The organism is Glutamicibacter sp. BS14 (assembly GCF_056934375.1).
In genome coordinates, this window is sequence record NZ_CM167801.1 from 2,789,617 (window position 1) to 2,803,514 (window position 13,898).

7 protein-coding genes are annotated in these 13,898 nt (G+C 62.6%); 1 reads left to right on the top strand and 6 read right to left on the bottom strand.

Annotation, left to right across the window (positions count from 1 at the left end; translation table 11 throughout):
• Positions 1–14 precede the first annotated feature (14 nt).
• Both AC1Z36_RS13165 and AC1Z36_RS13170 read right to left on the bottom strand, forming a co-directional pair.
• Complete coding sequence (locus tag AC1Z36_RS13165; protein WP_332504758.1) at positions 15–455, bottom strand: FAD synthase family protein; 441 nt, start codon at positions 453–455, stop codon at positions 15–17.
• A 109-nt stretch (positions 456–564) separates the two neighbouring features.
• Positions 565–1,752: a DUF1972 domain-containing protein gene (locus tag AC1Z36_RS13170; RefSeq protein ID WP_483561320.1), complete on the bottom strand. Its 1,188-nt coding sequence runs from the start codon at positions 1,750–1,752 to the stop codon at positions 565–567.
• Between the two features lie 397 nt (positions 1,753–2,149).
• Between AC1Z36_RS13170 and AC1Z36_RS13175 the strand changes: the two genes are divergently transcribed.
• Positions 2,150–4,696 carry a right-handed parallel beta-helix repeat-containing protein gene (locus AC1Z36_RS13175; RefSeq protein WP_483561321.1) on the top strand — a complete coding sequence of 849 codons (2,547 nt, stop codon included), beginning with the start codon at positions 2,150–2,152 and terminating at the stop codon, positions 4,694–4,696.
• Between the two features lie 78 nt (positions 4,697–4,774).
• On the opposite strand, the gene AC1Z36_RS13180 is transcribed toward AC1Z36_RS13175, so the two are convergent.
• The 4 genes from AC1Z36_RS13180 to AC1Z36_RS13195 form a co-directional block, all read right to left on the bottom strand.
• Positions 4,775–6,067, bottom strand: coding sequence for an O-antigen ligase family protein (locus AC1Z36_RS13180; RefSeq protein WP_483561322.1), 1,293 nt, complete (start codon positions 6,065–6,067; stop codon positions 4,775–4,777).
• 2 nt (positions 6,068–6,069) lie between these two features.
• Complete coding sequence (locus tag AC1Z36_RS13185; RefSeq protein WP_332595080.1) at positions 6,070–7,362, bottom strand: Wzz/FepE/Etk N-terminal domain-containing protein; 1,293 nt, start codon at positions 7,360–7,362, stop codon at positions 6,070–6,072.
• A gap of 76 nt (positions 7,363–7,438) precedes the next feature.
• Positions 7,439–8,182, bottom strand: coding sequence for a CDP-alcohol phosphatidyltransferase family protein (locus tag AC1Z36_RS13190; protein WP_105658095.1), 744 nt, complete (start codon positions 8,180–8,182; stop codon positions 7,439–7,441).
• A gap of 244 nt (positions 8,183–8,426) precedes the next feature.
• Positions 8,427–13,883 (bottom strand): PKD domain-containing protein, encoded by a 5,457-nt coding sequence (locus AC1Z36_RS13195; RefSeq protein ID WP_483561323.1) that lies wholly within the window; start codon positions 13,881–13,883, stop codon positions 8,427–8,429.
• Between the last annotated feature and the right edge of the window lie 15 nt (positions 13,884–13,898).

Genomic DNA, 13,898 nt, shown 5'->3' on the forward strand with positions numbered 1-13,898 from the left:
GTCTGGTTCTGCGCTCAGGCCCGCTGGACCTGCATAGATGGCGAACTTAGTTGCCCTAAGGCCACTCTGAGCTTGGTGCTGGAAGTATGCACGGTGTAGGGGAAGTACTCGACTCTCACCCCGACGGTTGCAAAGAGCTCTTCTAGTCCTTTTCCTTCGCGGGTGCCCTTCCAGTCATCTCCCTTGAAGAACACATCGAATCTGACATCCTCCCACGTCAGTAATCGGTTCGGATGAAAATCGAGAACCGCCTCATCCACGAAGCCTATCGAGGAGACGATATCCAGTCGTTCGCTTTCGGGTATCACCGGCCGTTTCCCCTTGGTTTGGAGCAGCCTTTCATCACTGACCACACCGGCAATCAGGTAGTCGCATCTGGACTTGGCTTGCCTGAGAATATTCAGGTGCCCGACGTGGAACAGGTCGAAAGCACCTGCGGCGTACCCAGTGATCATTATTTTCCCCAATTTCTCATGAACCAGTTGCTGATTCGATTCCCCATAGCATCCGGGCCATCCCCATGGCCTGGACGCTTTACTGTTTCCCAGAACTCTCGTGCCAGCCTCAGGCGCGGCGTCGGCCAGTTTCCGCAGACGGTACTGCGTCGAATTCCACCGAAGGCTCTCCGGCACCGGCCAAATCCAAGCACAGCTTTTCGTAGGCCTGGGCAACATCGTCCCAGTCATAGTCCATAGCGCGCTTTCGTGCGAGCTGGGCGCGTTGGCGAACGGCATCGTCTTTTGATTCGGTGCGGTCGAAGAGCCTGGACGCGGATTGCGGGTCATCGAAGTATTCGCCGGCTGCCTGGGCCACTTCGCGGTTGAAGTTCACGTCATAGGCGTTGATCGCCGTACCGGCACCCAACGCCCTGAGCAATGATGGGTTGGTACCGCCGACCGAATGGCCATGCCAGTAGGCAAGTGCATGGGCATAGAGCTCATCTAGCAGCTGCTGGTCCCATACCCCGCCGAGGAAGCGGACTTGTTCCGTGGCCGCGGCATGAACCTGCTGAGTGTATTGCTCGGCATAGGGCGCCGAACCGACGACCACCAGCGGGAGCCTGGCCTGCGACTGGCTGTAGCCACGGACAATCATCTCCACGTGGTTCTCCGGCTCGAAGCGGGCCACTACCAGATGGAACTTTCCGGATTCCAAGCCGAGCTCAGCCAATTTCACTGCAGCAGCCTCGGGAATTTGCGGTGCCCCATAGGTGATGAGCCTCGTTGCCCGCGAGAATTTCGCCGCGTAGTAGTTGGCGATACCCAGGGAATCGGCAATCAATTCCCTGCTCCACCAGACGCAGAGGCGCTCGCATAGCCGGTAGTACTTCTGGCCAATAGGTCCCCACTTGGCCCGTTTCCATTCCAGCCCATCCACGTGCGTGGCGACGGGAATCCTTCCCAAACGCAGCAGCGGGAGCAGCGGGGCATTGGCCGCGTTGAAGACAATCGCCGCATCGGGCCGGTTGAAGAGGGCATGGATCACGGACAGTGCAGTATGGCTCAGCGTCTCGAGGCTCCTTCGCCTCATGGCAGGCAAATGCACCAGCTTCATGCCCTGGTATTCGCTCATGCGCTCGTCTTTGGCAGTGCCACGGCAATATACGGTCACCTCGTGCCCTTGATCGGCCAGGCGGCGCCCTACCTCTTCAATAGCGGTCTCGAAACCGCCATAGCGTGCAGGTACTCCCCTGGTGCCGATCAAGGCGATGCGCAGCTTGGCGCGCGAGTCATGGTGCTCGGTGCGTTGCATTCTGTTCCCCCAAATTTAAACAGCAGAATCAACGTTCGCTTGCTTGCCGCACCAGCGTCGATCCCCAAAATCAACGGCGAGTTCCGGAACATGCCGCAAGCATGCGTTTCTCATCTACCGAGCATATGTGTCGTGCCGTTGCGGCACACGAGTGCACCCGTACTTGCGTTACCCGCGAATTACTTGCTCGGGGGTACTTGGAATACTCACTGGCCACTGGGGAAGTTTCCTCGTCAACCTCGAAGTCCAGGGATCGAGAGAGAAACATCACGATTGAATAACGGTTCATTCCATGCCACCATTTACAGCAGGGCCCGCGTGACCCTTAAACCATCGTCTATATTGAATGAGCAGGGCCTGTTTTGCTGGGGAGCACGGGTTAAGCTCCGAGGATCCTTTGCAGAACCTTTCCCCCAAGAACCTCTTGCCCCTAGGTCCGGATACATCTGGCCAATCTTCCCAGCGGCCGCGCCTGATCGCGGTATTGGCCTTAGCCGCCGCGTGCGGCATCGTCGCCACCTCCTTGAACCCGGTGCCCGTGGCCGCTTCGACCACATTGGTCGCCGATGCCATGAACCGCACAGTTGGCTCCGGCTGGGGCTCTGCTTCAAGTGGAATCCCCTACCTAGCCAACAGTCCAAGCAGTTTCGCCGTAGATGGTTCCCAGGGTGAAATTACATTGGTCCCCGGCAAGCTCAGCCATGCCACCGCCGCCATCAACGCTGCCGACATGCAGGCCGGCGTCGATATTTCCTTCGACTCGCTGCCCAGCACGGGTTCGTCCTATGCGCACCTAGGTGCCCGAAGTACCGCAGCTGGCCAATACACCGCTTCGCTTCGGCTGCAAAGCACTGGCAATCTGTCCCTGGAAATTTCACGGACCGTCAGCGGTAAGAAGATCGTGCTCGATTCTCGGCAGATCAGCGCAGCGGCCCGCCCGGGGACTGCGTACCATGTTGACTTCGCCGTCACCGGAAGCGGCACCGCGTCGCTCAAGGCCCGAGCCTTCGCAGCTGGCAGCGGAACCCCCGAATGGCAGCTGGAATCGGAAGATGCATCCACAGCGCTGGCCTCGGCCAAAGGCAGCTTGCGCATAGGCGGTTACCTTTCGGCCAGCGCCGCCGGCAACTCCGGTCTGCACGTTGATAATCTGGTGGCGCGTTCAGCTACCGAACCGGCGATGCAGGCCCCGGAACCGGCACCTGCCCCATCGCCTTCCCCAACTCCCGAACCTGCACCTGAGGCCGAAGGAACCGTTCCCCACTCCGCAGAGGTCAGCGTTGGCGAGCAGGCACCGCAGGCGGGAACCCTGGGCGCCATCCCTTCAACAGCACTTTATGTTTCGGCATCCGGAAATGATGCCTCCGGCGGTACCGCCTCAGCGCCACTGCGCACCCTGTCCAAGGCCATTTCCAAAGCCTCCAGCGGACAGACCATCGTGGTGCGTGGTGGCAGCTACCATGAGTCGGTAGTGATCCCCGCAGGCAAGAGCCTCAAGCTGCGCGAATACCCGGGAGAGACCGTCTGGCTCGATGGTTCCAAGGCAATCACGGGCTTCTCCGCCGCGAGCAATGGATGGGTGAAATCCGGCTGGGACTACGATTTCGATACCAGCCCGACCTACACCCGGGGAGCCACAGACAATATGGCTGAAGCATGGGGCTTCATCAATTCCAGCTATCCCATGGCAGCCCATCCCGACCAGGTATGGATCAACGGGACCAAGCAGACCCAGGTATCCTCAGTTGCCAAGCTCAAACCGGGTGCCTTCTATGTGGACCGCGCCAATAACAAGCTGCACCTCGGTACCGACCCAACCGGAAAGTCCGTGCGCGCTTCTACGCTGGTCAAGGCCCTGAGCATCCGCAGCGACAATTCCAGCGTTTCGGGTATCAATGTGCGCAAGTTCGCTCCTTCGGTGCCCGACATGGGTGCGGTCACCGCGGAGAAGCCGGGCATCACTGTGCAGAACCTGACCATCGAGGATACGGCAACCACGGGTTTGAACGTCAGCGCTGTGAAGAACACCGTGAGCAACGTGAAGATCCAGCGCAGCGGCATGCTGGGCATGAACGCCGTGTACGCTGACGGACTGGTCGTCAACAAACTGGCCTCCACAGGCAATAACCACGAGCGGTTCAACACTTCGCCTGTCTCCGGCGGGCTGAAGATCGGACGCACCCGGGGCGTGACGGTGAAGGATTCCAAGCTCAACAGCAACGACGGTCCGGGACTATGGCTGGATGAATCCGTCTACGATTCCAAGATCCTGAATAATGACCTGGTCTCCAATACCGGGCACGGACTGTCGCTGGAGATCTCCGCAAAAGCAGTGGTGGCCAACAACCGCATCACCAAGAATTCCGGATTCGCCTTCAAACTGAACAACACCAGCGATGTGAAGATCTGGAACAACACCATCAGCGGCAAGAACCGGGTGCTGAACATCGTGCAGGATGCGCGCCGCGCAGCGAACAAGTCCGACCCCGGGCACGATCCGCGCCAGCCATTCCCTGACACCACCATGACCTGGATCAATAAGAACATTGTCGCGAAGAACAACGTGTTCTCCAATACCGGCGGTGGCAACGCAATTCTTGCCGTCGAGGACTATTCGGGCAGCTACACGGCGGAACAGATGAAGATCTCCCTGGCGTCCAATGCCTATCACCGCGTCAACTCCACGAATCCGAAGTGGTCCTCCGTCTGGTCCAAAGGCGCTGGAAACCCCGCGGTGTTCACCACCTTGCCGGCCTTCGCCAAGTCCACCGGACAAGAGCTGAATTCCTTTGAACTCACCTCCAGCACGGTGCTGAGCAGTACCAATAATCCGACTACCAGCGTTACGGGCAAGAACAGCCAGGCTACCGCATTGCCTAGCGATATTGCCTCCCTGATAGGACAGGCCCCCGCTTCCAAGCGCATCGGCAGCTACCCGCGCTAGGCTCCGGGCCACCCCGGCAGTACAAGCAACGGATCCCGGATCGGCAGTGTGCCCAGCCGGGATCCGGTGCATTCGGGTTCAGTTGCCCATCGCCACCGGCGGATCCGGCGGCTCCGGCGGCTGCTTGCGCTGCAGTGGTGCAGCGTGTTCCCAGTCCAAGGCCGCTCGGCTGCTGGCCGGTTCCAGCATCAGGGCGAACACCAGGAAAATCAGGAATAGCGCACCGGCATCTACCAGCCCGTTTTCCATCACGCTGCGGATGATCACGAATGCCAGCAGCGGGAACAGCAAGCTGCGCAGCCTGCTTGAACGCAATGCGGCGAAAACCGTCAGCAGAACCCAGAAAGCCACAAGCAGCGTTCCGATGATTCCAGTTTGCGCCAGCAAGGAAATCCACGAAGAATCGAAGACCTGCTCGTCCCAGTACTGCCCTTCGACAGCAATGGTCTTCTGGCTCAATCCCGCACCGATCCATCTCTGCCATGAATCATTGGGCAGGTTCAGCACGACCGACCAGCTGATAGTCCGGGAGTTCAACGTCATCACCGAGGCACTGTCCTCGCGAGCCATCAGATTCTGCAAAACCGGAGTCAGGAACGCAAGGTAGAACACCAGCGGAAGGGCCGCCAGCGCCGCCACGATGGTCTGCAACGGGATTCGGCGGAGCATCAGCAGCATGCCAGCTGCCGTGCAAGCAGCCGCGATGAGAGCGGTGCGCGACTCGGAGAGCAGAAGGATGGCGCTGAGCAACACCAGCATCCCCACGTGCCACCACCGCACGTGCGCGCGCAGCGATTGGTGGAAAAGAACCAGTGCCGGGATACCGGAAAGCAAGGCAATCTCATTGGGGCTCAGCGGAGGGATGCCGCCTGTCAAGCGCCCGCCTCCGCCCAGCGCCAGCCCGGTCCCCGCGCTGATGATGCCCACCGCGGCCAAACCGACGCACATGGCCAGCAGCACCTGGTGGGCCGGGAAAACCCGCATGATGAACAGCACTGTCGCTGCCAGCATCGCCACGCGGATCGCGATGATGGCCGAGGCCATGACATTGCCTTCTGCCATCGCCCCGATCACGCTCAGGGCCAGAACCGGAGCGAGCAGCGCGATACTGCGCACGCCTACCGGCTGGCTGGCCCCACTCCACATCCACAGCAGGATCGCCCAGCACAGCACGGCGCCTTGCAACAGCGCCTTGAGCACGACCACGAGGTCCAGTCCGCCGGTGAACAGCGTTCCCTGGCGCCAAGCAACCACGCTGAAGACCATCAGGATCCACAGCAGGTTCAACTGCCACAGACGCGGAACCCGGTAGCGCCGTGGCACCGGAATCTGCTCCGCCGGCGTCCAGGACGCGCTGACGGCCGGAGGCATGATCAGGTACCCCGCCGGTGCCGGAAGCGCGAAGGCTTGCGCACCAGCACCAGCCCGGTCGCTCCGACTCGCACAGCGTTCAGCTCCTGCAGGGCATCGGCAACCTGTCGGTAGGTGGTTCGCCGTTCACGACCGGTGAGGATCACGCAATCGCTGTGCAGGGCCACTGCGGTGGCGTCCACCGGCTGGCCCTCCATGCTGGCTACGAAGATCACTACATCGAAATCCTCTTCAAGGGAAGCGATCAAGCTGTCCAATCCGGCGAACACATCGAAACGGCGCAGCGTTTCAGGTTGCGGTCCGGCAGGGAGGTAGCCCATCGGCACCGATTCGATATGAGTGAGTGCATCATGCAGCTCGCTGGTGCCAGCGAGCACTTGGGCCAGGCCCGTTCCACTTGCCTCGTCGCGGCGCAGCGGCTCCAGTTGACGGTCGGCCTGCACGATCACCGAGCGCTTGCCCATGGCCGCCAGGGTCTGGGCGAGCTGCTGCCCATCGAGAACCGCATCGGCACGGGTACTGAGCACCAGGATGCGTTGCGGCAGGCGCCCGTCATTGGCCATCAGCAGGTTCGATACCAGCTGGCGGTAACCGACCTGGATGCCGGTCGGGTTGGCACGGGCTCCGTCCTTGGACCGGGCCGCCACGGTGCCCAGCACGCGCATGCGCAATTGCCGTTCGGCGTCGCGGCCGCGCAGGATCCTCGGATCCAACTTGTGCAGCGCCAGGGCCAGCAGCAATCCCAAGCTGGCTCCCGAAACCAGGCCCAGGGCCAGATTCACGGATTTGCGAGGCGCGGTGGCGTACTGCGGTGCCGCGGCCGGCACGGACAGCTCCGCTTTGACTTCGAGCTTCTTGGGGTCGGTGTTCTCCAGCTTCTGGATGGACTCCGCCAGCAACCCGGCAGCCGTATTGGCGATGTCCGCGGCCTGCTGGGCCTCCGGGGCCTTCGCCGTCACGGCCAGCAGCACGGTATCGACCGGATTGGTGGCGTTCACATTGGATTTGACGTCCTGGAAACTGCGATCCAGATCGAGCTCGCGGATCACCTGGTTGATCAGCTGCGGATCATTGACCAGCTGCGGGTAGGACCCCACTCGCTGCAGCGCGAACTGGCCACGGGCATAGGCCGTGTCCTGGCTGGAATTGACGCTGACGAACAAGGTCGACTTCGCGGTGTAGACCGGGGTCATCCCCAGGGTGATGGCGATGGAGGCGAGTATCCCGGCAAGGGTGCTGGCCGCGATCCACCACATGCGGGTTCGCAGCACGAAGAGGAAATCACTCAGATCCATGCCTGCCGCCTCCCGATGCGCATGCTGTCCCCAGCCCAATTCCGGTGCAGCTGGCCAGGTGCGATGTTCTTGGTAATCAAGCGCTTTGGCCAAGGCCCTTCACCTCCCGGTACCACTTGCCCAGGGCCAGCGCCAGGAAGCCTGCGTTGGCCAGCAGCAGCAGGACATACACCGGAATGAACACCGATGGCAGCCACAGCGTCAGGAAGGCCAGGCAGATCAGGCCGAAGTCGGTAGGCACGACGGCCAATGAATACAGGGCCGAGCTCTTGCCCTGGCCCTGCAGGTAGTGCCCCGTTCTTCCGGAGTTCAGCCGGCGCAGCTGATCGGTAAGGATCATGGAGAAGAACAGGCTGCAGGCCACGACCTGGTAGGCAATGGGCACCAGGTACCAGGCGCCTTCTACCGGGTAGAACCGGTACCACGAGATCAGCACCATCGCGTGCAGGGCGGCGGTCTTGATCGCGTCGACAATATGGTCCAGCCATTCGCCGGCAGCGGATCCGGAGCCTTGGAGACGGGCCAGCTGCCCATCAGCAGAATCCAGCGCGTAGCCGAGCACCAGCAAAGCCGTGATCAGCAGCGAAGAGCCGAAGGACGGTTCCAGCAGCGCGATCACCGCCAGTCCGCCAGCCGTGCATAGAGCGCTGATGCCGGTGACGCCGTTGGGCGTTAGCCGAAGCAGATAGGCCAGTGCCGCCAGCCGGCGGCCCAGTGGCCTGTTGACGAAGCGCGAGTAGGCTGGCGCTCCCTTATTGGTTTTCTGCCGCTGGCGCAGTTCTGCGACTGCCCAACGGTATCCTTGTTGTTCTTGCAGCATGTGAGTCCTCCCCAGTGAACTCTTATGTGCTTGCGGCCGCGATCGGCCGCAAGCGCCCCCGATATTCAGCCCTGTCCCCAAGCACCGCATTTGTGCAGCGCATCCCCAGGGGACAACCCAAGCTGAAAACAATCTAGTTCATTTCCCGTGTTCTATCCATCGAATTCCCATTCCTAGGCGAAGCCGCTGAGCCAGCGCTCGCGATTCGCACCGCATTGGCGCAACGAACCGCGAACGGCCGGGCTCATTCGGCGATTTCCCGCACCTCCAGATCATCGAACCCGCCGTTGACCGGCGCGTTACCCGCCGAGCCGGAGAGGTAGACCGACAACCCCAAACGGCCTTCGGCCTGCAGTGCGGCGGTGGAGTCGGTGACGTTGAGCTGCCAGTTCACCGGCTCATCCTGGCCTTGGTTGTAGGCCTTGGCCCGCAAGCTGGTGGAGCTGCTGCCCTGAGCCTGCAAACGCAGCCACACGGCCTTGCCCGGCGAACCGTCTACCTGGCCGATGACGGTCTCGGCGCTCAACGCACTGACGCTGCCGGAGACAACCTTCTCCAGGGTCACCGCCACCGAGCCGTTGGACAGGAACCTGACCTTGGCGCGGTACGCCCCGACGCCAGGAATATCCCGGATGGTCACCGTCTGGTAGATGCCTCCGCCGGTGGCAGCCTTGTCGCGGCTGAGCTTGATGCGCATGTCGCCTTCCCGTACCGTGGCTGGCAGCCACGACAGCGGTCCACTGCCGGCGGAGGACATGCGGATCGTTCCGGTGCCTCCAGCCACGCTGAAGTTGGACGATGAGCCTTGCCGCGTCCAGGTTCCCCCGGTATCGGCGTCACCCCAGCCATCGGAAACGGTGCGTCCAAATGCATCTGAAACCAGCAGGGCCGGTTCGGCGACGGCCGCGACCTGCACTTGCTGGACCAGCTCGGCACTTGCGCCGTCCTCGTCGGTGACCACCAGCTTGATCGGATAGCCGCCTGGCTCGGCGTACTCATGGGAGGCATTCTGGCCGCTGGCGGTGTTCCCGTCTCCGAAATCCCATGCGTAAGTGGCAATCTGGCCATCAGCATCGCTGGAGGCGGCGCCATCGACCTGGACTTCAAGTCCGTTCACTTCCAGGGCGAAGGCCGCCACCGGTGCCGAATTCTGGACATCCACTTCGGTTTCAGTGCGTGATTCCAGCCCGTTCCCATCGCTGACCGTCAGGGTGACCGTGTACCGGCCGTCCTCGGCGTAGCGATGCTGCGCAGTTTCTCCCAGAGCGTTCTGCCCATCGCCGAAGTCCCACTGGTATCCGGTAATCGGCGTATCCCCGGCCGTGCTGCCCGAGGCATCGACGCCCAGTGCGAGTCCGCGGACCGAGGTGCTGAACTGCGCCTGCGGACCTTGGGCGGCGGCAACCGTGGCCACCTGGCTGATGGTGCTTTCCCGCTCCCCTGCCTGGACGGTCAGCGTCACCGAGTAGGTGCCGGCCGACTCGTAGCTGTGGCTGGCCGCCACTCCGCTGGCCTGGGTTCCATCGCCGAACTCCCACAGGTACCCGGTGATCTCCCCGCCGGCTGCCGGAGGCAGCGAATCGGAGGCGTCCACGGTAATCGCGAGCTCATCGGCTTCCCAGGTGAAGGCCGCGGTCGGATCCAGCTCGGCCGGGTCCTGCACGGTGACTTCGCTGGAAGCGGTGCCGGTGGCGCCCTCGTTGTCGGTGACGGTCAGGGTCACGGTCTTGGTGCCGCTGCTCGAGTACTGGTGCATGGCTTCGGCCCCGGTTCCGGTGGTCCCGTCGCCGAAGTCCCATTCCCAGGACACGATCTGCCCATCGGCATCCTGCGATGGTGCAGCGGTGAAGACGGCGGCCAGTCCGTCGACGGTGGATTCGAAGGCAGCGTCCGGTGCCGTGTTCGGCACCTTCACTTGCACCGAATTCGCCACTGTGCCGGTGGCCCCGTGCTCATCGGCCACCACGAGGGTGACCTCGTAGGTTCCCGGTTCCGCGTATTCGTGGGCGGCTTCGGCCCCGGTGGCCTCGGTCCCGTCGCCGAAGTCCCAGGCATAGTCCAGTTCCCCGCCCTCGGGGTCTGCGGAGCCAGATCCGTTGACTTGGATGCCCAGGCCGTCAACAACCACTTCCATGGCCGCGAGCGGAGCGGAGTTTTCCACCGTCAGGATGCTCTGCGCCTGGGCGGTGGCCCCAGCGTTGTCTGTCACCGTCAGGGTCACCGTGTACTCTCCGCCTGCGCCATAGGCATGCTCCACGTCCTGGCCGGAGGCCTTCTGGCTGCCATCGCCGAAGTCCCATTCGTAGGACAGCTCTCCTTGTTCCGGATCCTCGGATCCGGAACCGCTCAGGCTTACCTTCAAACCGGTCTGTTCGCTGGCTATCGCGGCCACCGGCGGCTGGTTGACCGCCTTGGCCTCGACCTGCTGCGTCTTCGTGGCAGTGCCACCGCGGTCATCGGTAATGGTCAGCACCACCGTGTAGGTGCCGGCCTGGGCGTATTCATGAAGCACTCCTTCGGTCTGCACGGTGGTGCTTTGCCCGTCGCCGAAGTCCCAGGCGTAGCTGGCGATGGTGCCGTCGGCATCGGTTGATCCGCTGGCGTCGAAGGCCACCGCCAGACCTTGGCTGGTGCTGGTGAAGTCGGCCAGCGGATCCTGGTTCGGCTCGCCGGCAATCCCGTAGTGCTCATTGACCTCGGCCTGGCTCAGTGCCCTGGCGTAGACGGCGGCCTCATCGATTTCGCCATCGAACCATGCGGAGCTGGCTCCGGACCATACCCGGTCCCCGCCAATGCGCCAGTAGCCGTTGAACGGCTCGGCCGCGGTTTGCGGGTTGGTGCCGGTGAGCCCGCCATCTACGTACAGCTTCATGCCCTCGCCGGACAACGTGGCAACCAGATGATGCCAGTCCCCGTCGTTGTAGGCCCGGCCGGTGGTGACCAGATTTTCAGCTCCGGTGTAGACGCCGAAGACCAAGGTGCCGTCATTGCGCATGTAGACATGCCGGTCATAGCTGGAGGACAGGCCGCTGGCCGCATTGCCGAAACCGATGATCTTGCCTCCATTGCCCGTGGTTGTCCGGAACCAGGCCTCGGTGGAGAACACTGTCGGGTTCTGCACCGCCCGGTTCGAGACCACCGCGGCATCGGACTCCCCGAAGCCCAGCGATGTGCCGTGGCCGATGGCGGAATCTTCTGCGTAGCGGACCGGGCCGTTGATGGTTCCGTCGTTGCGGGCGATGGTGCTGTCCGTGGCCACGTTGCCCCCGGTTTCATCCAGGCGCCAGTACATCTGCGGTTCATCGGCGTAGACCGCGATGCCGTAGGCATCGGCTGGAGGCTCGGGAATGTCCGCAGTGCGCCCGGTGGATTGGAAGAGCTGCAGCACGGTGGCTGCGTCAATCTGCTCGTTGAAGATCGCCACCTCGTCCAGCTCGCCGTTGAAGGCCTTGCTCGACGGCTGGTTCGGCCAGCCGTTGAGGTTGTCCCCGCCGATGCGCCACATGCCGGAGTAGGCCTGGCCGCTGCTGGCATCGGTGCGTTCGGCGACCTTCAGCCCGTCAACGTACAGGTGCATTCCGGCTTGGCCCAGTGTTGCGGTGAGCTGGTGCCACTGCCCGTCGTTGTAGCTCGCCGAGGAACTGACCGTTGCCGCCCACCCCAGCCATGTGCCAAAGTGCAAGCGTCCGGAATTGTCCATCCAGGCATGGCGGTCGTAGCTACCGGAGTCGCCGGTGGCCGAGCTGCCATAGCCGATCAGCTTGCCGCCCTGGTCGCTCTCGGTCTTGAACCACAGCTGGGTGGTGAAGGTGTCCGGCGCGGTCGCGGCATTTCGGCTCGCCAGCGACTGCCCGCTGAATCCGCTGGCATCATCGTCGCTGATCGCACCGGGCAGGCCGCGCTGCAGGGCCGCGCTGGCGTCGGCATCGACGAAGCCGATGTTGTCAAAGGCTACGCTGCCATCGGATTCGTTCAGTGGATAGTAGATATCCGCGCCGGTCTCTCGCAGGACCTGCGTATACGGACTCTCGGCGCTGTTGCTGACGGTCACCGGATCCGAGCGCGGACCGATGTAGTTATTGCCCCACGGGTCCGAGACGCGTACCCGGTAGGTGTGGGTGCTGCCCGGAGCCACGCTGTCATCGCGGAAGCCCAGCGACTGCTTTTTCCACCAGATGGAGGACACATCCTGGCTGTCGATGGCGGTGAGCGAATTATCGCGCAGCAGCTCGTAGGTGAGCGTTTCGTCATCGATATCCCAGGTGGTCGGCCAGGCCACGCGCACGGAGCCGCTGCGTTGGGAGATCGCCGACGGCTTCAGCCCCGCGGTGTACTCGGGCCGTATCGAATTCGACGACAGCGACCGCTTGGGGAAGACAGCCAAGCCCTGCTGGTTGGTGTTGTTCAACCTGGTGAACTCGCCGCCGAGAACCAGGTAGTCCCCGTTATTGTCCATGGCCCAGCCACCTTGGTACTGCCCGGTATAGGTACCGGTATTGATCGAGGGATACCAGTGCAGCAAGGTCGGGATTGGCTGGTTGCGCACCAGCGAATTATTCGACGGCGCAGTGGCATCCGTACCGGTGGCGAAGGCAGTCTCCGCCAGCGCGCGCTTCCAGATCATCGGATTCTCCTCGGGGAACCCGTTGACCGACGAGCAGTCGTGGGCGTGCGGGGTCGAGTACACCACGTCGCCCATGATGCTGATCGATGAGGTCGATCCATAGCAATTATCGAGCCAGATCAGGTCTCCGGTGGCGTAATCGGCGGCAAATCGGCCGTCGAACCAGTGCCAGCCCATGCCGTTGTTCGCCGCGTAGATGACGCCGTTTTCCAGTTTCAGGTCCACGACCCATGCACGGGCATTGTCATCGATCCGCGCCGGGACCGGAGTGGAGCTCCATGCCGCCTGCTGGCCGGTGGTCGCATTCACGGCGCCGATGCCGACCTTGGGCTCGTTGTTGATCGTCTGGAAGCGTCCGCCAATGACCACGCGGTCGCTCTGGTCGGTGGCGATGATGCCGTGGACGATATCATCGGTGGCCGGTGCCCACGCCTGAAGTTCCGCGTTGGCGCGGTTCAGCTTGGCGACATTGCGCCGGGTCTGGTTGGCCACGGAGTTGAAGGAGCCGCCCAGGTAGACAGCGTCGCTGGTCACTGCAAGGGTTTCCACGGACCCGCCCACGCTGGCGGAGAAGGAAGTCAGCGCCCCGTTGGAAGTGGTGAATTCAGCGATCTTGCTGCGGGCTTGGCCGCTGACGGCGGTGAACTGTCCACCTGCGTAGAAACGGCTTCCATCCGGAGAGAACTCGATATCCATGACTGGAGCGTTGAAGTTCGGGTTCCAGGGCAGGATTTGCCCGTTGGTGATGTTGAAGGCCATGGCGTTATTGCGAACCACTTCCCCGGCGCCGCCAGGATTCGCACCGCTTGGCCGTACCCGGGTGAACGAACCGACCACATAAGCCACATTCCCGCGCACACGCAGGTCCCAAGCCACCCCGTTCAGCTGCGGGGTAGGAAGATGATTTGCGCTGACCGTCTCGGGCAGCTCGATTTCCTCTTCGCCAGCGGCTGTCGCCGGAATTGCGCTCAGGCCGGCAATGACCAGCACAGCCGCGGCGACCGAAGCCAGCACCCGTGTGAATCGCCGCACGGGTGTGCGCCGGCCTGCCGTTATCTGCTGCTCTTCCATGTCCATTCCGTTCATTGTTGA